Source organism: Occallatibacter riparius, assembly GCF_025264625.1.
GTDB lineage: Bacteria > Acidobacteriota > Terriglobia > Terriglobales > Acidobacteriaceae > Telmatobacter > Telmatobacter riparius.
The window spans coordinates 3,330,743-3,356,742 of sequence record NZ_CP093313.1 but is presented as its reverse complement, the minus strand read 5'-3'; the positions used below and the strand labels follow the sequence as shown (position 1 = coordinate 3,356,742).

At 59.0% G+C, this 26,000-nt stretch carries 20 protein-coding genes; 5 read left to right on the top strand and 15 right to left on the bottom strand.

The window, feature by feature from the left end; translation table 11 throughout:
* Positions 1–30 precede the first annotated feature (30 nt).
* From MOP44_RS13535 to MOP44_RS13510, 6 genes are all read right to left on the bottom strand, one after another.
* A complete protein-coding gene (locus MOP44_RS13535) occupies positions 31–969 on the bottom strand; it encodes a hypothetical protein (RefSeq protein WP_260796569.1) in 939 nt (312 codons plus the stop codon).
* A gap of 15 nt (positions 970–984) precedes the next feature.
* The gene (locus MOP44_RS13530) at positions 985–2,724 is read right to left on the bottom strand and encodes a ChbG/HpnK family deacetylase (RefSeq protein ID WP_260796568.1); all 1,740 of its coding nucleotides are present in this window, start codon (positions 2,722–2,724) and stop codon (positions 985–987) included.
* Positions 2,725–2,843: 119 nt separating this feature from the next.
* Entirely contained in the window at positions 2,844–3,809 is a 966-nt protein-coding gene (locus tag MOP44_RS13525; protein WP_260796567.1) for a glycosyltransferase, read from the bottom strand.
* 9 nt (positions 3,810–3,818) lie between these two features.
* Positions 3,819–5,531, bottom strand: a complete 1,713-nt coding sequence (locus tag MOP44_RS13520; RefSeq protein WP_260796566.1) for an aminotransferase class I/II-fold pyridoxal phosphate-dependent enzyme — start codon at positions 5,529–5,531, stop codon at positions 3,819–3,821.
* Positions 5,528–6,526 carry a Gfo/Idh/MocA family protein gene (locus MOP44_RS13515; protein WP_260796565.1) on the bottom strand — a complete coding sequence of 333 codons (999 nt, stop codon included), beginning with the start codon at positions 6,524–6,526 and terminating at the stop codon, positions 5,528–5,530. Before MOP44_RS13515 ends, MOP44_RS13520 begins: the two co-directional genes overlap by 4 nt.
* Before the next feature lie 210 nt (positions 6,527–6,736).
* On the bottom strand, positions 6,737–7,894 hold the full coding sequence (locus MOP44_RS13510; protein ID WP_260796564.1) for a sugar transferase: 1,158 nt from the start codon (positions 7,892–7,894) through the stop codon (positions 6,737–6,739).
* Between the two features lie 517 nt (positions 7,895–8,411).
* Between MOP44_RS13510 and MOP44_RS13505 the strand changes: the two genes are divergently transcribed.
* The 4 genes from MOP44_RS13505 to MOP44_RS13490 all read left to right on the top strand — a co-directional run bounded on the left by MOP44_RS13505 (position 8,412) and on the right by MOP44_RS13490 (position 12,594).
* Complete coding sequence (locus MOP44_RS13505; protein WP_260796563.1) at positions 8,412–8,987, top strand: YceI family protein; 576 nt, start codon at positions 8,412–8,414, stop codon at positions 8,985–8,987.
* A 191-nt stretch (positions 8,988–9,178) separates the two neighbouring features.
* Positions 9,179–9,712 (top strand): MarR family winged helix-turn-helix transcriptional regulator, encoded by a 534-nt coding sequence (locus tag MOP44_RS13500; RefSeq protein ID WP_260796562.1) that lies wholly within the window; start codon positions 9,179–9,181, stop codon positions 9,710–9,712.
* A 286-nt stretch (positions 9,713–9,998) separates the two neighbouring features.
* Positions 9,999–11,474: a sulfatase family protein gene (locus tag MOP44_RS13495; protein ID WP_260796561.1), complete on the top strand. Its 1,476-nt coding sequence runs from the start codon at positions 9,999–10,001 to the stop codon at positions 11,472–11,474.
* Between the two features lie 640 nt (positions 11,475–12,114).
* Positions 12,115–12,594 carry a hypothetical protein gene (locus MOP44_RS13490; protein ID WP_260796560.1) on the top strand — a complete coding sequence of 160 codons (480 nt, stop codon included), beginning with the start codon at positions 12,115–12,117 and terminating at the stop codon, positions 12,592–12,594.
* Positions 12,595–13,181: 587 nt separating this feature from the next.
* Here the strand turns inward: MOP44_RS13490 and MOP44_RS13485 are convergent.
* The 5 genes from MOP44_RS13485 to MOP44_RS13465 form a co-directional block, all read right to left on the bottom strand.
* On the bottom strand, positions 13,182–13,931 hold the full coding sequence (locus MOP44_RS13485; protein WP_260796559.1) for a response regulator transcription factor: 750 nt from the start codon (positions 13,929–13,931) through the stop codon (positions 13,182–13,184).
* A 33-nt stretch (positions 13,932–13,964) separates the two neighbouring features.
* Positions 13,965–14,327 carry a PilZ domain-containing protein gene (locus tag MOP44_RS13480; protein ID WP_260796558.1) on the bottom strand — a complete coding sequence of 121 codons (363 nt, stop codon included), beginning with the start codon at positions 14,325–14,327 and terminating at the stop codon, positions 13,965–13,967.
* Between the two features lie 935 nt (positions 14,328–15,262).
* Positions 15,263–15,886, bottom strand: coding sequence for a dienelactone hydrolase family protein (locus tag MOP44_RS13475; protein ID WP_260796557.1), 624 nt, complete (start codon positions 15,884–15,886; stop codon positions 15,263–15,265).
* Positions 15,887–15,976: 90 nt separating this feature from the next.
* Positions 15,977–16,849, bottom strand: coding sequence for a DUF3108 domain-containing protein (locus MOP44_RS13470; RefSeq protein ID WP_260796556.1), 873 nt, complete (start codon positions 16,847–16,849; stop codon positions 15,977–15,979).
* A gap of 19 nt (positions 16,850–16,868) precedes the next feature.
* Positions 16,869–17,429, bottom strand: a complete 561-nt coding sequence (locus MOP44_RS13465; protein ID WP_260796555.1) for a hypothetical protein — start codon at positions 17,427–17,429, stop codon at positions 16,869–16,871.
* A gap of 275 nt (positions 17,430–17,704) precedes the next feature.
* On the opposite strand from MOP44_RS13465, the gene MOP44_RS13460 reads away from it, so the two are divergent.
* Positions 17,705–18,697: a PhzF family phenazine biosynthesis protein gene (locus tag MOP44_RS13460; RefSeq protein ID WP_260796554.1), complete on the top strand. Its 993-nt coding sequence runs from the start codon at positions 17,705–17,707 to the stop codon at positions 18,695–18,697.
* Positions 18,698–18,846: 149 nt separating this feature from the next.
* Here the strand turns inward: MOP44_RS13460 and MOP44_RS13455 are convergent, their stop codons facing one another.
* From MOP44_RS13455 to MOP44_RS13440, 4 genes are all read right to left on the bottom strand, one after another.
* On the bottom strand, positions 18,847–20,634 hold the full coding sequence (locus tag MOP44_RS13455) for a sulfite reductase subunit alpha (protein ID WP_260796553.1): 1,788 nt from the start codon (positions 20,632–20,634) through the stop codon (positions 18,847–18,849).
* Positions 20,631–22,412: a NirA family protein gene (locus MOP44_RS13450; RefSeq protein WP_260796552.1), complete on the bottom strand. Its 1,782-nt coding sequence runs from the start codon at positions 22,410–22,412 to the stop codon at positions 20,631–20,633. The genes MOP44_RS13455 and MOP44_RS13450 overlap by 4 nt, the downstream gene beginning before the upstream one ends.
* A 291-nt stretch (positions 22,413–22,703) precedes the next feature.
* Positions 22,704–24,386, bottom strand: coding sequence for a uroporphyrinogen-III synthase (locus tag MOP44_RS13445; RefSeq protein ID WP_260796551.1), 1,683 nt, complete (start codon positions 24,384–24,386; stop codon positions 22,704–22,706).
* 91 nt (positions 24,387–24,477) lie between these two features.
* Positions 24,478–25,308, bottom strand: a complete 831-nt coding sequence (locus MOP44_RS13440; protein ID WP_260796550.1) for a hypothetical protein — start codon at positions 25,306–25,308, stop codon at positions 24,478–24,480.
* Between the last annotated feature and the right edge of the window lie 692 nt (positions 25,309–26,000).

Sequence of the window (26,000 nt, the reverse complement as noted above, 5' to 3'; positions counted from 1 at the left end):
GAAAGAGCCGGCGACCAGATCCCCGCCCGATCAATCGAAAAGCCTCCATGGGTTTATCTTTCCAATGCTCGCTTTCTCGAGCGTTCTCTGCTCATGCCATCTCTTCTGCAATTCCTTGAGCTTCTCGCTCAAACCCTCAGGTAGCCGGTCGCGCAGCCGATGATGCAATCCAAGCCGCAGCGCCGCTCGGCCCCACGGCGTAAGCGGAACATAATACCGGGGCACATCCACACGCCTGAAACCGCAGTGCAGCTTGAAGTCAATCACACCGCCGCGTTGGCGCTTGCCCTGCGCAAAGCGGAAGTACACCAGGTTGGGAATGCCGCGATTCGCGCACGTCCGAACCGCCTCTGCCACCAGCGCATTGTTCGGCGCTTTATCCCGCTGCGAGATCAGCGACAGGATGTTCATCATCCCCACCTGGTTCCAATCCTCGTCCGCCACCAGCTTCACAAACCCGATCAGTTCCTCGCCCAGATATGCGCCCAGAAAAATAGCGCGATCCAGAAACGTCGCTTCGGCCGCATAAACGCTTTCGAAATCCTCTTTGTAATGCGGGAACATGCGGCCTTGCCGCACCGGCGTCTCGTCGTAGATCCTCTTGATGCCGCGCACCAGCTCTTCGCTGAACGGCACCTCGCGCAATTCCACGCCCCGCTTAGCCGCCAGCCTCATTTGATTCCGCGGCTTGGCGGAGATCTGATGGTTCATCCAGTGGTCGAACGTGCTCACACTGATGACCGCCATGTTGTCCCACTCCATCGGGTACTTGTACTTCGGCGTGACATCCGCAAGGCTCTGCATAAACGTAAACAGGTCCGGCCGATCAGGCGTCGCTCGCAACGCGGCAATTACCGACTCCGGATCCTTCAAAAACTGATAGAAGTCTCCCTCGAGCTGCGCCGTCCGCAGCCGGCGTCCCGTGATCCTGATCTCCAGGCCTTCAACTTCTATCAAATCCCTCTTCATGCCTCGGGCCCTTTTCTATTCGCTTACATGCTCATCGTGAAACGGTCTGATCCCCATCAGCGAAAGTAGCTTGCCAAGGTGATCGCATAACTTCACCAGCAGTGTCATAAACCGGTGCTGCCCCGCCAGCAGCGCGAACGGCAGCGCCAGCGTATACAACGGCATGGCAACCAGCGACTTCAACACGCTCTTCGCGCCGCAGTCCGGCTGCTTCGCCGCATACGATCCATAAAGCATCGCCTTCCGCAGAAAGTAGCTGCGCTTCCACCGCGCCGGCGGAAGCTCTTCCCACACCACGGCGTCCGACACCCACACGAACCGCCGTCCTTCCTCAATCTTCTTGCGAAAGAAATCCTGGTCCTCGCCCGCCGCAAACTTCACGTCGAACGGCTGCTCATTGCCGGCAAAAACCGCGCTCTTCAGCAGTGCATTGCCGGTCCTCGCGCCGCGCCACTCCACTTCCTTCCCCGTGGGCTGCACTGCGCGATCGTACAACGAACTCCGCTTCAGCCACTGCGGCGCACCGTCGTCGAGATACCGCTTCACTGGCCCGAGCACGCCATCCACGCCATATTCTCTGCACCTCTTCAGGAGGGTCAGCAGCCAGTCCGGCTCGGGAAACTCATCGTCATCAATCAGCGCGAAGTAATCCCCATCCGCACTTCCAATCACCCGGTTTCGCGCTCTCGCAATTCCCTTCTCAGGCTCCGCGCAATACTTCACCGGAACCCGCATCGCGCCCCGCATCTCTTCAACCGCGGTCTCTCCCGATCGCGCCGCATCGTTGTCCGCCACCACAACCGAATAGGTGAACAACCCATCGGTCTTCTGCCGGTCAAGATCCCTTAGCAGCCGCTTCAGCTCCGCGGGCCGCTTATACGTGCAGATGCACACAGCGACATGCGGCGTCTTCACCGCATCCTCTTCACGCACGCGTGCATTCGACACATGGCTCCCGCGCAGCCGATATCCCTGCGTTACCGTCACCGCATAGCCCAGCCACGCCAGTCCGTCGCTCATCAGGAAGTCGTACTCCGCATCGCGCTCCGGATGGCACTCGATCTCCACATCCGCCGTCCGCGCGAGTTCCAGCACCCGGCGCAGCCTCGTCTCCTCCAACGGCGCAATGTCGAAAAAATACTCCGTCATCGAATGACGCCGCGCCAGTTGCCTGTCTTGGAACGCGCGCACGCGCAGCTTCAGCCAGCTCTTCTCGCCCGCCGCAAACGTAAAATTCCGCCGCACCATGGTTCCCTGCGGCAGCAACTTCTGCCCGCGCACGTTTGCCGCAAGATGCGCATGATGATGCCCGTCGATGTGCCGCGCCTTTGCGCCATACAGCCGCTCGAATTCCTCCAGCTGCTCCTTCACCACGTACTCGAACGCTCCAGCCAGCAGCGGATTCGGAACCACCTTCCCACGCCGTCCTTTGCGCAGAAACCGCATCAGCTTCACGTGCTCCTCGCGCAACCGCGCCGGAACATCCTTCGCCGTAAACGCCTCCGTAAGATTCAAATGCAGTCCCGCATCCACGCCATACTCGCGCGCAAGCTCCGCGCCGCGTTCTGAATCCTCCATGAACACCATCGCGCTCGTGGACGACACCGACCCATGCCGAACGCAATCCAGAATGCGATCCGTCGCCTTCAGTCGCATGCCCCAGTCATCGGCGTTCACAATAATCGTCGAGCGCGGTTCGGCCGCATGCGGAATCCCTTCCACACTCGCCGCCGAAATCTGAACTCCCCGCCCCATAATCTACCCAGAATCTCCCGTGCCCTATGCTCGCGATTTCTTTCTGTCGCGAGGGAGGGAAACCACAATCCTCAATCGGCCACTGGCGGCGAAGCCGCGGCCAGCCGCACCGCAGGTGCTCATCGCGCCGCCTGTGTGCTGTGTTCGCCGGTGTTTGCAGCACTCTCCGCGCCGGTCTTTCCGCGGAAGAACCTCCCCAGCTGCTCCATCTGTTCCTTGCGCCGAAGCGCCCGCAGTTCCGCCGGCACCGGCCTCTCCACACCCGTACACGCCGCCCACACATATCCAGCCATAACCGCGGCTCCGCGCACCACATAAGGCCGCTGCGTCATCTGGCGAAGTCCCCGGAACAACTGCCACACCGCGCTGTTGCCCACCATCCAATCCCGCTTGCCCAGGATGAACCGCGACTTCATCTGGCTGTTCTCCGCCGTGCCAACCACGCGATGATGCAGCGCCATCTTCTCCGGGAACGTCCGCGTCTTCCAGCCCTTGCTGCGCGCCGTCAGCGTCGCAATCGAATCGATCGCCCCGCCCTTCGACAGCGCGTATCCGCCGATCTCCTCCCAGCACGTCCGCCGGAACACCTGGCACGCACCCGACACATGATCCGTGCTCACAAACCGAAAATCATAAGTCTCGTTCGCCGTATCGCGATAAGGGGTTCCCACTATACCCAGCCGCGCATCGCCTTTCAGCTTCCGCAGCAAGAATTCGAAATGATCCGCCTCAAACGCAATATCGCCGTCGAGGCTCGCAATCACCTCGTACGGCAACCCCACCATGCGCTCCGCGCCGGCACGCACCGCCAGCGCCTTTCCGGCGAAATGCCGCTCCGTCCGCTCCGGCATGCGCACGAGTTCAATCCACGCATGTTCCGCGGCGTAGCGGCTCACAATCTCGTCGGTTCCATCGGTAGACCCATCGCTCACAATCGCCCACTTCAGCGGCCTTACCGTCTGCGCAACCACCGCCTCAATCGTCTGCCCGATGAACTGCGCCTCGTTGCGCGCCGGAGTCACCAGCACGTAAGCCGCCAAGCCGGATCCCGCCGACCTGGCCTCGAGTTGAAGTTCGTCCATCATCGGCAACACCTACACGCGCCCCGCGGTCTCAGCCACCGCGAGATCCTCGCGCGTCTTCGCCAGGAACGTGCGCACCTCAGCCGCCACCCGTGCCTGCTGCGCCGCCGTCAGTTGCGGGAACATCGGCAGCGATACAATCTCCGCCGCAACGCGCTCCGTCACCGGAAACGCACCCTCCGCATAGCCCATCCCCGCATACGCCTTCTGCCGGTGCAGCGGGATCGGATAGTGAATGCCCGTCCCAATTCCCGCGTGCTTCAAATGCTCAATTAACGCATCGCGCTCCGCCGTGCGCACAACATACAAGTGATACACGCCGCGCGAGCCCTCCGGCTCAAACGGAAGCACTGCGCCACTCTCCTCCGCCAGCAGCCTCTTGTACTCCGCTGCCCGCTCCCGCCGCTGCCGATTCCATCCCTCCAGGTGCGGCAGCTTCGCATGCAGAAACGCGCACTGCATCGAGTCCAGTCTTCCGTTGTATCCCTCGATATCGTGGTAGTACTTCTTCGCCTGCCCGTGATCCCTGAGCTGGCGCATAATCTTCGCCACCGCGGCATCATTCGTTGTCGCCGCGCCGCCCTCGCCCATCGCTCCCAGGTTCTTCCCCGGGTAGAAACTGAACGCCGCTGCCGCGCCCGTCTCGCCCGCTCGTACCCACCGCCCATGCTTCGCTGAGTAGTACTCAGCGCCATGCGCTTGGCACGCGTCTTCCACCACCACCAGCTCGTACCGCTCCGCAAGCGCGCAGATCGCGTCCATGTCAGACATCTGCCCATAAAGGTGAACCGGTACGACTGCCTTCACCGGGCGTCCACTGCGCAAGCTGATCACCCGCCCCGCCGCATCGCGCTCGCACTGGGTCGTCAGATACCTCTCCAGCGCCGGGGCAGACAAGTTATACGTCCGCTCGTCAACATCCACAAACTCCGGCAGCGCACCCGCCTGCGAAATCGCCTCCGTCGTCGCAATGAACGTATGCGGCACCGTCACCACAACATCGCCCGGCCCCACGCCCACAGCCATCAGCGCAAAACGCAGCGCATCCGTTCCGCTGTTCACTGCAACCGCTTCGCTGGTGTGGCAGAACTCCGCAAACGCCTTCTCAAACTCCGTCACGGGCGAGCCGCCCACAAACGACGCCGTCCGCAAGCAATGCCGGAACGCCGCCACCAGCTCCTGTTCCATCTCCACGTGCGGCGTCACCAGGTCAAGAAACGGCACCGGCGCATTCGCGTCTTCCTCCACCGGCTTGATCATCCGTGTCACGTGTGCCGGATTTCCCGCCACAATCGCATGCGCCGGAACATCCTTCGTCACAGTGCTGCCCGCGCCCACAATCGCCCCTTCACCCACCGTCACATTCGACAAGATCGTCGCGCCCGACCCAACCGACGCTCCCTTGCAGATTCGCGTATGCTCCACCTTCCAGTCGGCCTCGGTCTGCATGCTGCCGTCTTCATTCGTGGCCCGCGGAAAGCGATCGTTGATGAACATCACGCCATGCCCGATAAAGACGTTGTCCTCGATCTCCACGCCCTCGCACAAAAAGCTGTGGCTTGAAATCTTGCAGTTCTTGCCTACCGTGGCGTTCTTCTGGATTTCCACGAATGTGCCGATCTTCGTGCCGTCGCCCACCGTGCAGCCATACAAATTGATGAATTTCGCCAGCTTCACGCCCACACCCAGCCTGACGTCATCCGCAATGCAGTTGAATGTACTCATAGCTTCACCAGCGATCCTCGTGTGCTCAGCGACTTCGTCGCTGCTTCCAGCATCCTCACCACCCGCAGCCCGGCCCGCCCGTCATTAATCGGATCCGTTCCCGTTGTGATGCAATCCACAAAATACTTGAGCTCCTGCGTCAGCGCTTCTGCCGGTTCAATCCGCGGCGCATACATATCACCCGACCGGTAATTCACCAGCAGCTTATACATGCCTTCCTGCGTCGTCGTCTGCACGCCCCGGTCGTACACCCTGACCTTCTCATCAGCCACCAGGTCGTTCCACACCACCATCTTCCTCTCCCCGCCAATCAGCGTCATCCGCACCTTCACTGGAGAAAGCCAGTTCACGTTGATGTGCGCAATCGTCTTTCCCGGGAAGTACAACGTCATATACGCCACGTCTTCATAGTCGTTCAGGTGCTTCTCTCCTGTGGCAACGACGGCCTCGGGCGTCTCCTTGATCAGGTGATCCATGATCGACAAATCGTGCGGCGCCAAATCCCACAGCACATTCACGTCATGCTGCAGCAGCCCCAGGTTCACGCGCGTCGAATCGTAGTAGTACAGCTTCCCCAGCGCCCCCTCATCGATCAACTGGCTGATCTTCTTCACCGCCCCCGTAAATAGGAACGTGTGATCCACCATGATCTTCAGGTTGCGCTTCTCCGCCAATTCCACCAGTTCCTGCCCTTGCGCCGTGTTAGCCGTAAACGGCTTTTCGACAAACACATGCTTGCCGTTTTCGAGCGCCGCCTTCGTCAGCTCATAATGCGTCCACACCGGCGAAATCACCGCGATCGCATCGATCTTTGTCGATGTCAGCACCTCCCGCGCGTCCGCCGTCACGTGAATCGCCGGATACGCGCGCTGCGCCCGTTGCCGCGCCCCTGCATCCAGGTCCGCAATGGCCAACACCTGGGTCCCCTCCAGCGTCGCAAGATTCCTCACGACGTTCGGTCCCCAGTAGCCATAACCGATCACGCCAAAATTCACCGGCTCACCGTGCTTTCAAGGTTTTCACAGGGCAGTATATGCCTCTATTTGGATCACAGAAGAAGAGTTAGTGAGCGGGGTGACCCGCATCACTATCCGTCAAGCGCCGCTGAGCTCGGCTAGGTCGAAAAGGGCTCGATCTCTCGAGTCCGCAAACTGATCAAGACGCTAGGAGTTAGGAGAAGTGCAGCAGAGGCGCCCGTCTCTTGCTTAATAGGCGCCCGAACCTCGAATCACTGCCATGGGCGTGCGCACCAGAATCCAAAGATCCAGCCAAAGCGACCACGAATTTGCGTAGCGCAAATCGAGCCGCACCATATCGTCGAACTTCACCAGGCTCCGCCCCGTCACCTGCCACAGGCCGGTAATCCCAGGCTTCGCCTCCAGAATCCGCCGTCTGTGCCATGTCTGGTACGCAGCCAATTCGTAAGGAATCGCCGGACGCGGTCCCACCAGCGACATCTCCCCGAGTAACACATTGAAAATCTGCGGAAGCTCGTCCAGGCTCGTCCGCCGCAGAAACTCTCCCAGCGGCGTGATCCGGCGATCGTTTGTCAGCTTGTACACCCCATCGCCCGCGCCCGTTGCCCCGTGCCGCTGCGCCTGGTTCGCGATCAGCTTCGTCACATACTCCTGGTGCACGCTGTGATCGTTGTTCACAAACATCGAGCGGAACTTCAAAACCGTAAACAGCTTTCCGTACTGACCCACGCGCTGCTGCTTGAAGAGCACCGGCCCCTTCGACGTCAGCTTGATCAAAATCGCAATCGCCGCAAACACCGGCGACAGCACCAGCAGCCCCAGTCCGCTCGCCACAACATCGATCGCCCGCTTCATCATCAGCAGCGACTTCTTTTTCGCCGGCGGATTCATCAGGTCCGGATACAGCGTCACATTCGTGGGCCCATCGCCGTCCTTCTCGTGATCCCACGCATCTGGAAAGAAATGGAACGACAGCCGCACCTCGTCGAACTGGTCGAACGTCAGCTCATTCCTCAGCAGGTCGCTCACGCGTGAGAGCAGCGTCGACCGGATCAGGTCCTTGTCCTTCACAACCAGGCCCGTGAACATCACCCCAATCGCACTGTGCTCCTTGTACCAACCAATGACGTCGGTCTCCCGGCTGCACAACCGCAGAGCCTCCAGCATCCGTTCCAGCACCTTCCGGTTGTCTTTCGGCTCCTGCTCGTCGCCCAGTTCCACCAGCAGCAGCAGGAACGGCTCCTTCGATCGCTCGCTCCGTTTCCGCTCCACGGCAATCATCCGCCGGAACGAATTCTCCCCAAGCGTCTCCCGCTGGTCCCCGGCCAGCGCTTCCAGCACCGGATTCGTTCGCCTCGGGGAATCTTCAACGCGCACTGATCTCACAAACCATCTCCAGCAACTTTACTAATCGCATCGCGCCTGCTGCGCGTTCCATGGTTGGCCTGTGCGGGTGCCTTGAATGCTCTCGTCTGGACTGCGCCGCGTTCTTCGGCCGCACGTCGGCTTGCACCGCAAATCGTTCCGAATGCTCCAGGCCGCATACGCGGCTAAGAATGATGATTGCAATATAGGGATCATAGGAACCTGCCCAGAGGTCCTCAATTCCACCTTAGTGCTAAGTACCTCGGCACCCGAGGTAATGGTTACTCGCGTTTCACGTTGAAGGCTCACCCCGCCCGCGTCCCTGATCCACCCTGCAAATCACCATCACCTCTTCCCGGATTTCCTGCGAAACACACCCCTCACAAAATAGTTGTTGCAACAAACAACTGCCCGGTGGCATCCTTTCTGTGAGCGCTTCCCCTTCCCCCGCCCTCGCGCGGCTTTCTTCCTCGTTCACGCAATCCGTGGGAACGCTCCAAGCACCGGCCCACGTGGACTTCATTGAAAGGATTTCCCCATGCATCGTCTTGCTCTCACGCTCGGCGCTCTTGCCCTCGCCGCTCCCTTCGCCGCGGCTCAGACCTCCACCTGGAACATCGATCCGATGCACAGCAGCGTCAACTTCACCGTCAAACATCTGACCCTGTCCAACGTGAACGGCCACTTCGGCGGCCTCAAGGGCGCCATTACTCTCAACGACTCCGACATCACCAAGTCCACCGTCTCGGTCACCATCGATACCACCACCATCGATACCGGCGTTCAGCCTCGCGACAACGACCTCAAGAGCCCGAACTACTTCGACGTCGCTCAGTTCCCGACCGCCACCTTCACCAGCACCAGTGTCAGCGGCAGCGCCGGCCACCTCACCGTCAATGGCAATCTCACCCTCCATGGCGTCACCCGCCCGGTTACGCTCGAGGTCGACGGCCCCGCCGGCCCCATCCCCGGTATGGATAAGAAACCCCACGCCGGCTACAGCGCCACCACCACCCTCAAACGCAAGGACTTCGGCATCGGCGCCAAAACCCCCGACAACATCGTCAGCGACGAAATCAAGCTCACCATCGACCTAGACGTCGCCAAGCAGTAGCATGCGAAACAGCTAAGCAGTGAAATAGTGAAGGATGAGCGCATGAGAACCGATCAATGCAGTGGCTTCTCGAATGCCGGCTCACTCCTTCACTGCTGCACTCCGCAACTTTGCCACTTTGCCACTCTGCAACTTTGTCCCTCTGTTCGTTAATCCCTTGTCCCTTTGTCCCTGTTCCACCCGGAGCCACCGTGTGTAGTCTCAAATCCGAGATCGGTCAGCAACGCCCCTTCAGCGGCCCCGCGGAAGAAGCCCTCCTCAACATCGCCCGCACCGCCGACTGTCTCCAGCGAGCTATGCAGCGCGGCTCTCGCCGCTGGAACATCACCAGCACGCAATACAACGTCCTCCGCATCCTCCGCGGCGCTCACCCCCGGGGCCTTCCCTGCTCCGTCATCGGCGACCGCATGGTCACAGCCGACCCCGACATCACCCGTCTCCTCTCCCGCCTCAAGGCCCTCAAGTTCATCCGCCAGGAGCGCGACAAGAAGGACCGCCGGGTCGTCCTCACCCATATCTCCCCCGCCGGCCTGGCCCTGCTCTCTGAAATGGACGAGACCATCTCCCAGCTCCCCGGCCAGTTGCTCAATCATCTCGGCGAGTCCGACCTCCGCACCCTCATCGACCTCCTTGAGCGCGCCCGCGCTCACTGCGACGACCGCGCCCACCCCACCTGCGACGGCACCAGCAGCAAAGTCACCTGCGACGGCACACCCGAACCGTAACGTTCCACACAATGCGAACTCCCCACAAGGCCCGCTCCCCAAAGCGGTGTCATCCCGAGGCGAAGCCGAGGGATCTGCGGTTGTTCTTGCAGTTGCGTTTTGCGAGCTCACCGCCGAAACGTGAACTCATCCTCAAGCCTCGAAACAGAACATACAAAGGCCGCGTCGAAATTCACTCACCCGCGCCGCCCCTGCCCCTCCGAATAGCCGGTAATTGACCCAAACTGGGGCACAGTGAGGCGCCGCACTTCGGCATCCAGCTATTTGATTCGGCGATCATGCGTGCATGCTGCTAAGCTTCTCGCCTGATCTTCCCTGTGCCAGGAGCCATATGCCGTGCACTTCACGCCGTACCGTCCTCCGACAAGCCGGCATGGGGGCCGCTGCGCTTGCGTTCGGTGTTCAAAAACTGGTTGGAGAGCATACATCGGCCAAGCCCAACATCGTTTTCATCGTTGCTGATGACCTTGGTTACGCCGATGTTTCGTGTTATGGCCGACCCGATTTGCATACTCCTCACATCGATAGTCTGGCTCTTTCAGGCGTGCGCTTTACGCAAGCTTACGCAAACTCCGCCGTCTGCTCGGCAACGCGCACGGCCCTGATTACCGGACGTTATCAGGATCGGCTGGATGTCGGTCTCGACGAACCGCTGGTTGATCGCGATACCGGCTTGCCCCCAGAACATCCCACCTTGCCGTCGTTGCTGCGCAAAGCCGGCTACGGAACGACCCTCGTGGGGAAGTGGCACTTGGGAATATTGCCCAAATACGGACCTTTGCGGAGCGGTTATGAGCACTTTTATGGGTTCCGCGGTGGTGCGGTTGACTATTTCACTCACTCCGATGATCTATGGGATGAGGATGTCAAAGTGCAACAGGCCGGGTACCTCACCCACCTGCTGGGGGATCGTGCCGTTCAGGTTGTCGATCGCTATGCAAAAGAGAGAAGACCCTTTTTGCTTAGCTTGCATTTCAACGCACCTCATTGGCCATGGGAAGGGCCGGAAGATGAAGGCGAATCCCGAAGGCTTGTAGGGCGTCCCATGTCTGACTTCGACGGCGGTTCGCAACGCACTTATCAGCGCATGCTGGAGGATCTCGATCTGCAGGTCGGTCGCGTACTCGATGCACTTCGGTCGCACGCCATACTCGACAACACCATTGTGATCTTCACCAGTGACAATGGGGGCGAACGCTTCGCCGATACTTGGCCATTCACCGGGCGTAAAACCGAATTGCTCGAAGGTGGGCTGCGCATTCCCGCTATAGTCTCCTGGCCCGCTCGCCTCCCGGCAGGGAAGACCACGAGTCAGGTGGCCATGAGCATGGATTGGGTGCCGACCCTTCTCGCCGCTGCCGGGACCGCCCCCGATCCCGCCTATCCATCGGACGGCATCGATCTTCTTCCATTCCTCACGGCGGGCGTTGCGCCCATCTCGCGCAAGGTGTTTTGGCGCTACAAAGCGAACGCCCAGCATGCGGTGCGAGATGGCGATATGAAGTACCTCAAGATTCTCGATAACACGTTCCTCTTCAACGTTGTCGATGACCCTATGGAGAGGGCCAACCTTAAGGAACGCCTGCCCGACACGTACAGTCGCCTAGTAGCGGAATGGGCGGCGTGGAACCGGACAATGCTGCCGGAGATTGATGCAAGTTTTACCTCCAACTTCACTGGCGCTAACCTCGCGGACCATATCGGCACACCGGCTGCGAGCCATAAAGCGGACAATCCCTCACCGCACGTGCCCAGCGACTAAGTCAGCTGCCGCCGGGTGCGCAGCCGGGTCACCGGCGACAGGTCTTCGTCGCTAGATGGCCCGTCACCGCGCGAGGGTGGGACAGCACGCCCCCCAAGCCCACGAGAGTTCCCCCATGCACCACGGGTGCGCCACGCTTTCGCGCCCTCCACGAAAGCGTAGGGAACCAGGAACCCAGCCTTCTTTAGCTTTGCCTTTGCTCCTGTTGCCGTAATTCGCCGCAGGGCATTGGATCATCCCACTCACGCCCGCCACACCAGGCCCGCTACCCCCAAAGCGGTGTCATCCCGAGGCGCAGCCGAGGGATCTGCGGTTGCCTTTGCCTTTGCTTGTCCTTTTGTGATTCCCGGCACTCGGCGACGAGCGGCGTGGAAGCAGGGAATCCAGGCCTCCCGAACCCGTCCCCGGCGCTGTCATCTGCCCCTCAGCGAAGTGAAGGCGAAGGATCCGCCCTGAAAGATCCTCTTGCCCTGCGGCAGCTTCCTGAAAACAGGATTGCCGGGCTTTGTAACAAGGGCACGGCTTCAACGGCCGAGTCGGCGAAGCTCTCGGGGAGCTTGACTGATCATGCCTCCCGTGGAACCCTTGCAACGTGAAATATCTCAGGCATATCGTGCTGAGATTCAAGAGACTGTTCATCTTGGCAGCTCTGGCTGCGGTTATCCCAACGCCCAATCGCCTGTTCTCGCAGCCGCCCCCAACTTCGCTATGCATTGTGGATACAAAACCGGATCAAGCCGGCTCTTACGACCCTCCTGCCGGACCGTTTGCGATTGGGATGTATCAACAACTGGCCGGACAGAGACTCAGGAACAAGGCCCAACTCAACATCATCGTCTTACCAGCTTCCCTGCAACGCGATATCGTGCCGGAGGTGCAACGCCTCCATTGCTCCTGGGTACTCCAGTTGTGGTACTACCAGCATCAGGACAACGATGTGTTCCGCGAATCCGAACCCAGAGGTGTGCCCTTTGACAGGCTGGTATTCACGCTCTCAAATGGCGCAACGCGGAAAATCGTTGAGAGTGGAGGCGGATTGATTTCGTTGCGCGGCCCCGTGCTGACGCCCTACGAGTCTTTTCGCAAACAGATCTTGGCGGCATTGAATCAGCAGCATTGAGAATCACCCTTTCAGCTTTGCTCAAGACACTGGCGGCTGTTGCTGTCGGGATCTGCGTGCTCAGCGGACCATCGCCAAAATCCTGTCAAGCCCCCTCCCGTGTGGAAAACATACCTAAACCGCTCATTCCAATCACTTCACAATGTGGAAAAATAATTGCCGATTACTGATCGAATCTGCCATACTGGATATAGAGAAGGAAAACGAAGCCCGCCGGATCACGGCGGGCTTCGTTTTTCCCTCCTCCACGAACTATCCGGGCCAAGGAAAACAAGGGCGAACGTGGGTTAACGAAGAAGTTAATGGGGTTACTAGAAAATTAGCTGCCCCTCCCCCTGTTTTTACTTCTCCTAATTTTCGCCAAATTTCGCGTAACTACCTCATCTAACGCGACATATCAATCTACTAAATCACATAGGTCCGAAAAAGGTACTCATTACAGCCAACGCCTGTTTGTACTATGGAGTAAACAGCATTCACAAGAACAATTCGGTTTGGGCGCATCAGGCTGCGGCTGACGGCCGCCTTCCAACCAATAAAAAACGCGATCCAAAGGATCGCGTCACAACTTACTTCTAACTATTAACTTATCGCCGCGCCAGCTTCTGCTCGATCAGGCTCTCATCTGCGTCATCGCTCTGGATGATCTTGTTATGCAGACAATAGAGCGCCAGTTCCAATCGGTCGCTGACCCCCAGCTTGTCGTATATCTTGCGCAGATAGTTCTTGATAACCTGCTCGGTCGTCCCCAGTTGGAACGCAATCTCCTTGTTCCGCTTCCCCTGGGTGATGCAGGCGATAATCGCCATCTCTTTCGGCGACAGCCGCGGCTGCGTCTTGGGATTCACCAGCGAAGCCGCCTGCGCGCGATAGGCTTCAATAACCCAGTTCACGCTCTGGTTATCGATCCAGGTCTCGCCCTCCGCGATACGCCGTACGCAACGCACCAGAAGATCCGGTGAAATCGCGCGCGTCACAATGCCCCGCACGCCTCGCCGGTACAACTCCACCGTCGCGCTCTCATCGGTCGAAGTTGCCTGCACAATCAGCTTGATCTCCGGCGCAATCTTCAAGATGTCCGCGATCGCACTGGAGCTAGCCGCGAGCAAAGCCCCTTCCACCAGAACCACATCCGTAGGAAAGCGCTCGATCGCACCCTTCAGATTCTCGAGTGAATCAGCCTGAGCCACCACCCGAATATCGTCCTCAAGTGCGAATATCTTCCGGATTCCGACGCGATAGATCGCCTGCGAGTCCGCAAGGATGATGCGGATACTCCCCGGCCTCGTGGCATCGTCCGCACTTCCACCTACAGGTGTATCTTCGAGAAATTCCATAACCTGCTATGGCCCGCCCAGGAAAAATATGAGTTATTGCTCCACAAACCGATATTCGTCGATCGTGGCTGCAACTTGAGTCTGGGCTTGGCTCTTCGTGCAGCGTACCACACGTCCGGTGCAATCCACCAGAACATCGTGCGCCGTACCCAGGATGCCACCCGGCATGCGAAGCGAGAAGTTGATGTGCTCTCCAACCGGCAGCCCGTTTTCCATTTCGAACAACACGCCGCTCGCTGAAACATTCCGCGTCTGCGCCGTGTGTTGTCGCCGCCTCGCTTGGATCACCACCGGCAGCGACAGCGGAAACCGCACCGCGCAGCGCACCTCCTGCACTGGCGGCGCCCCGGGCCTCTTCGGGAATATCGCTACACGCGCTTTGGTGGCTCTACCCATGCGACCTCCTGCCCCGTTCAGTAGTCCAAGCAGGACAGTCCGACTCTATCGAACTTCCACCGCGAAGGATAGAACACAATAGTTCGCTAAAAGGTAACCAGGCCTGCCCACCTCGTGCGGCCCCCTGTGCATCGCCTTTAGTACTCCGGACTTAGCGGTGAAACATCACACGATAGACCGCGACGGTTGCCATCGCCGCTCCCCACAGCGTCGCCTCCAGCAGTAGCGCATAACACGCGCCCCGAAATGCCGGGTTCCCCGCATTCTGCTTTGGCTTGCAGTAAACGAGCATCGGCCGCCGGGTACTCGCCTCAGCGTTATGTTCCAGCGCGCAATTACAGGCAAAAGAACATGAGGGCATTAGAACCAGCCTTTCCCTTGGGGAGATTTGAATGAACGCAATTCTGGCACGAAAGACGTGCGCTAAGTTCACACCAAAGTAATGACGGGCGCCTCCGCCTCACCTCGACGCGCCGCCCTGCATCCTCGCCGTTTTCTTCGCGAAATAAAGCTTCACCTTCCGGCAGAACACGCATTCCCACGGAAATAAACCGAATAGAGGAAAGAACCTCTTCTGCCAGAAGCCGACACGCTGCTCGCGACGCAGTGAATTGAAGGCCCCACAACACCGACACACCATGGCGAACGGCTCCAAGGGGGGAGGCTCGCGTCCATATGTTTAACGCACGACATTTTCTGCCATCTACTTACACTCTGGCAAGCGATTCTTTCCCATTCAAAAATGGCAGCGAATCATCGTCGCGATATGCGGACGCCTAATTGAAGAGAATTCTCCCGGCAAGCGAATCGGGGAAAGAGGCGCGTGGCTCAAAAACAGCGTGAGGAATTTTCCCAGGAATCGGCCAGCCCCTGCGTTGAAGATATTTCGATCCAATACGCCTTCAATAAATCCGCGAAAATCTCGATCGCTGGAGTCAGGTCAAACTCAGTTCGTGTAGAAACTTCAATGCGCGTTTCCATGCGAGTTCCGACGCAGCAGCGTCGTAATCGGTCGAGTTGAAATCAGTGAAGAAGTGGCCTGCTTCACTGTAGCTAAAGTCCTCGATCGAGAGACCGGCTTTTCGTCCCGATTCAGACCAAAGCGCTCTTTGCTCGCCAGAAACGAATCGGTCAACAGAAGCGATATGAGTCTGCACCCTGAAACCGGACCTGACATTCCTCGGGACCTCAGCAAGTCCGTGAAACAGGAGAACTCCCCTGCTTGCGGGTCGTTCGCGCCACAGGCTGGAAATCACTCCTGCCCCCATGGAGAAGCCCGCGAGAATCGAGGTATCCGGTAGATTCCTCATCGCCTCAGCCGCGCGCCGGCAAATCATAGGCCAGCCAATCTCTGCCATCACTTGGAACCCTTCGTCGAGTGATTCAGTGCGCCTGCCGGCGTAGAGGTCGGGCAGTACAACTCGAAAGCCGCAAGACCGAAATCGTTCCGCCGCCTCCTGCTCTACCGCCCGAAGCCCGAGAACAGAATGAAAAATCGCGATTGTTTCCACTGGATCATTCTGCCAAAGTGGCGTGTTCACTGCAGGACGAAATCCCATGCAAGCCCCGCTCTGCTCCGGTCTGACATCACACCTGATTCACATCGCGTGGAACGGTCATACTGAGAGGACCGCGGCAAAACCACGAACTCAATGGTCCCCAGCAGCCGCCAGGATTCGTACCAGTTCCGAGACCACTCCGTTTGGAAAATCTTCGCGAACCATAATGTGAGGAAGCCTCATAGAAACAAACAGCCGGTAGTGCTCCGTCCTGTTGAGCTTCTTGATTTGGTAATCAACTGGGTAGCATCGGAACGTTCCAGCGGCGACCCGTATCAGTTGAGCCGACCCAACTTCAGCAGTCACGTGACCCACGCCGGTCACCGGGTCGAACACGTCGAATTGGATGCGCTCACCCGGTTCGAGGGCGCTGGCAAGAATCGCGCCCCAGTCGATCCTCTGATCTACGATGCCGGGAGGTACCGCCTCATCGATCGCCTGTTTGGCGCGCTGAGCGGAAGCGTCTTCACGACGCATGAGGAAGCCCTTGACCTCGCCGTACTCGTAGCTCAGATCGAAGATTGGAAAAGGCTCCTCGTCGCGAACAAATGCCAGCCGCGCCAGGATCGGCTGGAATCCCGGCGATGTGACCGCTTCCCACCTCTGGCTCTCAAAGCCGGAGAAGCCATCCGAAAAGTTCGCTTCATTCATGAATCTCAAATTGCCGGAGCCGGAGAGCCGTTGAATCGTGATCTTGCTATTGCCCACATTCTTGCCGCAATCCGAGTCGCGATACTCAAAGACACCTGTCTTCACCCGCGCGATATCGCGATTCAAATCAGCAGCATTCGTTGCAGGCATTACCGCGCCGGATATGCCGATCCAGAGGACAAGTCTGACGCAGGCCACCATCCTATGAGCATTGTTTCTAGTGGATTGAGATGTCACTTGAACGCCTTTCCCTGATGCACCTGTATGTTGTCCGGATGATGCCGTGTTCCGCCCTCTGGCGGAGGACGGCAAATGCCCGCATGTTGGTCATTTACACGCTCCGCCCTATGGGTGGTTCCATGCGCCGCCATGGGGAAAGCGATACGAGGAGAGCAAGACTAAGTGAGGTTACTACAAACCCCGCCGCGGCCCACGCCCCCGGTTTAACCGTCACCAGAACAAATACCCCGAGGAAGGCCGCGACCCGGACAGCCAGGGAGACTTTGAGAAACGGTGCGCGCAACATGCGGAGGGCTTCGCTTTCGCTCACATCTCTCGACCGGAACGCCGCGCGAATTATGCGCATCCGCCTGGACGTCAGGTTTCCGAGCGGCGCCATGAGAACCGGAAAGCTTCCCATGGCGACAAGTGCCCAGCCCTGCCCCAGAGATGACGTTCGATGAATGAGGTCGATACCGGTAGCTTGAATGAGGAGCACCGACCCGATTGCGAACATGCGCAGTCGCGGAACCGGTTCGATCCACGGGTGAGCATCGCCAAAATTGGAGGCTCGTCTCAACCATCGCAAAGAAAGCGCTTCGATGCTTAACACCGCGCATAGTACAAAGACGGCTGCAATATGAGTGATTAGAACGATGGAATGGGCCAGCATATTTCCTCTCATGGTTGAGCTAGTTGGATGTCGTTGAAATGCATACGTGGGATGGCGACGAACTACTCGGCGCATTGCTGCGATCCGCTGGTTGCCTCCGCTCGCCCTCTTAGGCCCAGGAGGAACCCGCAGAGGTGGGATGGTCTGAGCTGCCGGCCGGCTTCAAGACAAACTTGACCCGCTTGTTCAGTAAGTACACGAAACGCGCATAGATGTTCGGGAACCGAATTTCCGCCAGGCCTTCCGGCCATGCACTGATAGAATCTGGGCCACCGATGAACCTTTCACGACGCGCCCTCATCCGCGGTATCGCCGCTTCCACGGCAGGCGGACAGCTGATCCAGTGCTCAGCAGCCTCTGCCACCCCGGCTGCTACCTCTCGCCGCTATCCCTATGTGCAGATGGATGTATTCACGTCCCAGCGGCTCGAGGGCAACCAGCTAGTCGTGTTCACTGATGCGCGTGGTCTCACTGATGCAGAGATGCTCGCCCTCGCGCGCGAGACGAATCTGCAGGAAACCACGTTTGTGTTCCCGCGAGACACCGCGACTGACCGCAGCGAAGGAGCCAAGGTCCGCATTTTTTATCCTGCCGGCGAGTTGCCGTTTGCTGGCCATCCCACTCTCGGCACCGCCAACGTTTTGCGCATGCACGGCACCAGCCGTCCCTCCACCATTTTGCTGGACCTCAAGGCAGGCAAGATCCCGGTCGTCTTTCACGATGACGCGCGCGGCGCCTTTGGGGAGATGACTCAATTGGATCCGGTCTTCGGCAAGACACACGATCGAACCCGGATTGCTCAGTTGATCGGCCTTCGCCCGGATGATCTGGATCCAGACTTGCCCATCCAGACAGTGTCGACGGGATTGGGTTTTGTAGTTGTGCCCCTTCGCACACTCAAGGCTCTGCAAAGCCTGCACCTGGACTTTGACAAAAATGACGCGTACTTGCAGGCTGCGGGCGAGAACGCCCTGGATTTCCACTACGTCACCCGCGAGACCGGCGATTCCAACGCCTGCCTCCGGGCGCGCAACATCGATCGTTTCGGCGAGGACCCAGCTACCGGCTCTGCTTCCGGCTGCACCGCCGCATGGATGGTCAAGTATGGCGTGATCAAACCGGAGGAACTGGCGTTGATCCGCCAAGGCGTGGAGGCCAACCGGCCAAGCGAGATTTTCGTTCGGGCAAGCAAGACCGGCGACCGAGTGCATAATGTCCGCGTCGGCGGATACGCGGTGAAGGTGATGGAGGGAGTCGCGATTCTCTAGCGTGAGCGAAACCTGGAATAGAACTCCTAAATTCGCGATTCGGCCACATTGCCAGTGTCCCTTTGTCCCTCTGTCCCTGTTCTTCCAATTCCTACTCCCGGCCTCTCAAGAAGAACGCTGCCGATCCGCCCACCGACTCCTGGTCTCCCTTAATACACGTCGCGATGATAGCGGTGCTGGTCCTTCAAATGCGCCATGTACTCCTCCGCTTGCTCGTGCGAAAAGCCGCCTTCCTGCTCTGCAATTTTCCGCATGGCAGCATTCACGTCCTTCGCCATGCGCGAGGCATCGCCGCAGACATAAACGCTGGCGCCCTCCTGGAGCCACTGCCAAAACAATCGTGAGTGCTCCATCATGCGATCCTGCACATACACCTTGTGCTCCTGGTCGCGCGAGAAGGCCGTATCAAGCCGCGTTAGATGGCCATCAGCCCGCATGCTTTCGAGTTCTTCGCGATAGAGAAAATCGGCCGATGCGCTGCGCCCTCCGAAGAAGAGCCAGTTGCGGCCGGTGTGCCCAAGCGCGCGCCGCTCATGCAGGAATCCGCGGAACGGTGCGATGCCGGTGCCGGGCCCGATCATGACTATGGGGGCGCTTGGATCAGCGGGCAGACGGAATTTCTTGTTGGGCTGTATATAGATGGGAAGGCGATCAGACAGAGTCGTGCGATCCGCCAGCAACGTGGAGCAGACGCCGCCGCGTTCCCGCTGATTAGCAAAGTACCGAACCACGGCGACGGTGGCGTGAACCTGGCCGGCATGTGCAGCGGGGCTGGAAGAAATGGAGTAAAGCCGCGGCGTTAACCGAGGCAGCATCGCAACCAGGTCCGCCGGATCGTCCAGGACACCGGGGAACTCCACCAGCAAATCGATCAGCCCGCGTTCCGAGACATATTGCTCCAGCTTGCTCTGCGCCTCCGGTAGCAGCATGGCAAGCAACTGCGCGCAGTTACCGCGCTTTGCATATTCCTGAACGATCTTGCGGCTGAGCCGCGTGATCTGCAGATTGTGCAGCAGGGCCTCGTGCAGAGTGGTCGATCCTGAATTGCCGCGCGGCACCTGCTCGTTGCCGTTGAATCCCAGCCGCTGAAGAATCTCGGCAACCAGATTGGGATCATTGCTTGGGATAACGCCGAACGCATCGCCTGCTTCGTAGGTCAGGCGGCCATCTTCCGTTGAAAACGCGAGGTGGATGGTCACCTTGGCTGCAGCACCCTTCGTCAGGCTTCGCTTGTCTACAAGCCTAGCCAGCAGCGGGTTGTCGCGCGAAATGCTGGGCTCGGCTACGCGGGCAGGCTTCACCGCATCATCGCTCTTGACCTCGGCGATTGCCGCTGCAGCAGGAGGCGGAGCGAAGATCCTCGCCGCGTCATTCTTATTAACTTGCGCCAGCACGGCGGCTTTCCAATCCGCGAAGGGCTGTTCGACTTCCACATCGCTGTCGACTCGGCTGCAGATTGGATTCGCGCCGAGAGCGGCAAGCTTGGCATCGAGGTCGGCGCCGAACTTGCAGAAGTGTTCGTAATGTTTGTCGCCGAGCGCGAAAACGCTGTAGTGCAGCTTCTCCATGCGTGGGAAGTGCTCGAGACACAACTGCTCGTAAAACGGCTGCACGCCGTCAGGCGCATCGCCATCGCCATAGGTGCTGGCTAGAATCAGCGCATGCGACTCGGCTGCGAGGGCTGCAGGCGTGTATCCCACCAGCGTTGAAACCGCAGGCGTATGGCCTTGGGCCTTCAACTCCTTCGCGAGTTTCCGTGCCAGCCCTTCAGCCGTTCCTGACTGCGACGCGTAGAGAACCGCGATTCTCTTTCCGGCCGGAACGGATGCGGCCGCAGGCGCGGAAGAAAACAAGCTTGCGAGAAAGCCGTTGAGCCATGCGCGCTGTTCCGGGCTGAACGGCGCATTGTCAGGGATCTGTGGAATGCTGTTGCTCATCGCGTTGCGGCCTCCTTCAAAACAAGAAACGACTTGAGTTCATCGATGGTGTGGCGCCGGCTGAAATCGAGGAATGATTCTTCACCCGCTCGCCGCTCGACGTACGTTCGAAACAACTGCTCCAGAAGCGGCGGAAGATCGGAATAGGAAATCGCAGATATCAACTCGCGTGCGATGCCTTGGTCCTTGTCAGCGCCGCCTCCAATCACAACCTGGTAGCCTTCTTCGCCCATCACCTTTGTGCCAAGCAGGCCGATATCCCCGATACAGTGCTGTGCACAGGAATGCGGGCAGCCTGTGACGTGGAGATTGACGGGTTGCAGTATCTGGAAGCGGGCATCGAGAAAGTTGGCGAGTTCCACAGCATGCGACTTCGTATCCGTGGCGGCGTAGCGGCATCCACGGTTGCCCGTGCAGGCGACCGTCCCGCGCAACACCGCACCTGCATCGCAATCGAGCCCCGCCTCGCGAAGTTGCTCCACAGCTTCAGAAACGCGGCTGGAGTGCACATTGGGGATGAGCAGGTTCTGCCACACAGTGAGACGAATTTCGCCTGTGCCAAATTGGTCTGCGACAGCAGCCACGGCGCGCATCTGTTCCACCGGAAGGCGACCGACGGGAACAGAGATTCCGATGTAATGCAGATCAGGCTGGCGCTGCGGATGAACGCCAATGTGGCCGGCGCGATCAATCGGATTACGCGGATCGCATTCCTCAGCGCTGCAGCGGAGGAGCGGAAATGCCAGACGCTTCTCCGTCTCAGCAATGAACTTCTCCACGCCCCAGCGGTCCACCAGATATTTCAGCCGCGCCTTCTTGCGATCTGTGCGATCGCCGTTTTCGATGAACACGCGAATCATCGCGGCTGCTACTGCAACGGCCTGTTCCGGCAATATGAGGAGGCCCGTGTCTTCCGCGAACTGACAATGCCCGGTGATTCCGCACAGCAGCACGCGAAAGTAAATGCCCGCGGGTACGCTGCGCCCGCCGCCGACACGCACCGCCTGGAAACCGATATCGTTGGTATCCGCGAGCACGCTGATGGAGCCGCCACTATCGAATGCGACATTGAATTTGCGCGGGAGCTCGTACATATCGCGCGAGTTGAGGATGTAATAGTGCAGCCCTTCCGCTAAGGGGGAAACATCCAGGAGCTCACTTGGATCGATACCGGTAGTTGGCGAAGCCGTTATGTTGCGGATGTTGTCGGCGCCCGTTCCGCGCGATGTCAGCCCCAGCGACTGTACCGTATTGAGGACACGCACAATATCTCTGGGCTGGAACTCGCGGATCTGCATGTTCGCGCGGGTGGTGAGATCGGCGCGGCCCGAACCGTAGCGCTCCGCCATGTCGGCAAGACCACGCATCTGATGCGACGTAAGCCTGCCGCCCGGAATGCGCAAACGCAACATGAACGAGTCCTGCGCGGGAGCCACATAGAAGAGCCCGTGAAACTTGAAGCGGAACAGGTCTTCCGCGGCGGGCGCGCGATTCGCATCCGCATGGGCCAGCAATTTCTCCCAGATGTCGAGCGGATTCTCTTCCGCTTTCCAACGCTCCTCGCGGCACAGATCGGAAACCGGCACGCCGTGGTATGTCTCTTCCACCGCTTCGGCCAGATTGACCGCGCCGCTCGTCGAATCATTTGCAATGAGCCCCTCAGGCGTCATGCCCGCAAAAGGCCTGAACCTCTGCTGCACCACGCCGGTAAAAAATCCGGCGAGATACTCCTTCTGATCAGACGTAAATGCGGTGGGGTACGTTGACGTGGATTCCATGCCGATGTCCTTTGCTGGTGATGGAAGATGCGTTGCTGTGAACCGAACGCCCGCAGCTATAGCGGGATTCAGAGCGCTCAACGCGGAGCAAAGGTAGTGATAGTGGAGAACGCCTCAGCACGGCATGGTGCGCGAAGCGAAGTGACGCGGGGAGCGCTACACGGGCTCACCCGTACAGCTATGCTACGACAGCCTCTGATCCCGAACAAGGCGCGCCAATGAAATCCTCATGCCGCCTTTATGGAAACGCACATAAATTCTTGATGACTTCGGCTCGGCGCCCTTATTTCGCTACGCTGAGGCTTCGCGTCCGTTCAAGCGGGTCTTACGCAGATCTTCGTTGAGCAGAATAGCCTCTGCTATCTCGCGCATCGACTTCCTGCGCTGGCGGCTCTCCCGTTGCATGGCGCGATAAGCAGATTCTTCATCGAGGCCGAAGTCTCGCTGCAGAACTCCCTTGGCGCGTTCAATCACCTTACGCGATTCAAGCCGGTCAGATAGTTCCGAGTTCTCGCTTTCAAGTCGCGCTCGCTCCAACTCTGCGCCCACCAAATAACCCACTGCGGAGAGGAGCCGCACTTCCTGATCGGTGTGGTAGTAGGGCTTACGATGCTGCAGGTTGATCACGCCCACAAGCTTGCTTCTGCACAGTATTGGGACCGAGAGAAACGCCTCGAAGGAGTCCTCAGCCAGATTCCTGAAGCGCTTAAATCGAGGATCCTGCAGAGCATTAGTTGGAATTGCTACCGGCTCGCGATGCCATCCGACCCACCCTGTGATGCCCTGCCCAAGCCAGATGCCCAGGCGATCGACCACGTCAGAATGCGGATTTTTCGACGCGCGCAGAACAAGCTGATCATCTTCAAGGACGTAGACAAAACACGAATCGCACTTGATTAGCGAACAGGCGAAATCGACAATGCGGTTCAGCACCACGTGCAGCGGGTCGGCCGCCGTTATGCGACTGCCGATCTCATGCAGAAAATCCACTCCGACTGCCTCTGGTTTGCTGGCTGGCGCAACCACTGATTCACCGGTCAACAGCGGGCTGATCGGCGGCGGCGGCGCATCGTCCGGCACATGCAAGGCAGCGGCCATTCGCTTCTGCTGCAATAACTCTGCGGAGCGTTCTGCCAGTTCCTTGATGAGGAAACCCATCTTCGATTGCGTCGGCTCGTAGTCAGGAACCACTCCGTACGCATTCAACCCCTCGGTGTTGCTGGGCCCAATCGATCCAACCACCGTAGTGCGAAAGCCCTCGTGTAGCGCGTCGGTGTAGCCCATGCGCTCCGCCATCAGGAACAGATGCATCACCTGTCCCGCATTCATGAACAACACCACGTCCACGTGACCGTGGGCTAGTGCGATCACAGCTTCACGCAACGGTTGAGTATCTTCAGGCAGAGCCCATTGATAGACGGGCAAACGCGTGATCGAGATGCTCTTTTCAGCGAGCGCCGTCAGCAACTCAGGATTCGAAGTTCCGTATTCCTGGACCGCGATATTCATGCCGCCGAGGTCTGCCCCGAACTTCGCCTCGAGCGCACCCATCAGCGCGCGCCATGTAAAGGGCTCCGGCGCAATCACCGAGATGGGTATCTGCAACTCGCGCAATGCGCTGGATGACTTGGGACCGCGCGCAGCAATCCTCACCTTGCGCAGTGCTTCAAGGAACTGCTCGCGATCCATGTGCTCCGAGACTGTCTTGAGCAGCGCCTTCACGCCCACGCCCGTCGTGAAGATCACCAGGTCGAAAGCTCCGCGCAGCAGCGCTTCGGCAAATTCTAGAACCGGCTTCTGAGATTCCAGCGAGACTTCGCGCATGGCGGGCGCCACAAGCGGCTCCCCACCATAGGTGCGGATCAGCTTGGCCGTCTCCACCGCGCGACGAGATTCCAGGCTCAGAACTCGAAGACCATTGAAGTTTGCCGCCGGCATCGTGTCTCTTTTCTGGCTGGACTGGTTGATGTTCATTCGATGTGGATAGCCCGCTGAACGCTGCGTCTGCGCCATTGAAGTGCGGCGTTGAGGCTATCCTACCATCGGAGTTTTTCTCTGCGTCCCACTAGAAGACCAGCCGCGAGGTGAACGAGAGCGCGTGATTGTATGTGTGATAGTGCGTCACCGCGATCTGTTCGCCCGCGCCGAATACAACGGCTAGCCTGCTTGTTTCATTGGATGTCAACTTGATTTTGCTCACTTCAAGTCCAGGCGCCAGGAACGTCTGGGCTTTGCCGTCGTGCGGCCCTCCGCGGAAGAACGTGGAGCTTATCTCCAGTTCCGGCCAGAAGATGCGCTTGACCTTGTACTGAAAAGCGGTATTCCAGCTGATTGGCCGGCCACTGGCGGCAGTGTGCCCGGTTGGAAGCGCCATCGCGGCGGCGCTCTGCACGTCGAACGAACGAAAGCCTTTGCCCACAAACACCGTCGGCGCGACGGTTCCGTCCGCACTTCCGTTCTTGTGGCTGCCGGTGGGAACCGACCCCGCCACAGCCGCGCTGACCGAATAGTTCCCTTTCATCTCATTGGCTCCGAGAAGACGGTACTTGAGCAGCAGGCTGAAATCGCCCGGCCCATCTACAGTGTTCTTGGCATCGTGAAGTAGGAATGGCGGCAAATTCAAATCCAGTTCGGTTTTGTACCAGGGAATGATGTTGAATCCCTTCCCGCCATCCACGTTCCATGTGGTGGTATGCGTGGGCGAGTACTGCCGGATCGCGTCAAAGCGGATCAGTTGCACCAGGCCTGAAGAAGGCGTGAATACCGGCACTGCCCAGCCAGGCTGTTGCGACGATGTCACGCGTACGCGCTTCTGCCACGCGTCCACGAAACGCCCCTGCCCATAGCACGATGCAATGAGTGATGTGAACACAACTACATAAAAGAGCTTGCGCATACCAGCCTCCAAAGAAAGCGACAACAAGGTGAAACGCACATGCGCACAGCCACGTGCGCTGAATGGAATCGAATGAGGAAGTGAGAGATCGCCGTCGGATGACGAAGAGGAAGAAACGCAGAACGCGAGGGCTGCGCTGGCAGGCGATTGCATCACAATCGGCACATCCCGGTGCCTGATGCAACCATGCGACCTTCTCTGGTGTTTACACGCACGCGCATCAGGATCGTATGAGAGTCAGCGCAAAATTCAGCTCGCGCACGGTCTTCATGCGGTCCTTACGCAAATGTGCACCGTGCTCTTGCGTACCACTCAATCTCCAGTTATGCTCAACGCAATCGCTCTGATCGGAGCAGCGTTTTGACGCTCTCCCTTCCCCCACCGGCTCTGTCTGCCGGCGCGTTCCACTGAGCGAACCTCTACGGCTCCCTGAAGAGCTACCGCATAGAACATGCATCCGCAGCACGCGTCGTGAGATTCGCTCTCGCGTGGACCGCTGTGTATCTCTTCGCAACCCCGCCGCATCGCGCAACGGAGCTACCGTGGAACTTCCCCTGATCGAACGAATGCAGGAATCCGCCATCGCTTTCTTCCCGCCAGTCGCACCAGAGACTGACGGCGCGGGAGCATTTTGTGGAGCTGCGCCATTGCAACACGGATTACCAACTCCCGGCCCCGGGGAACAATACCGA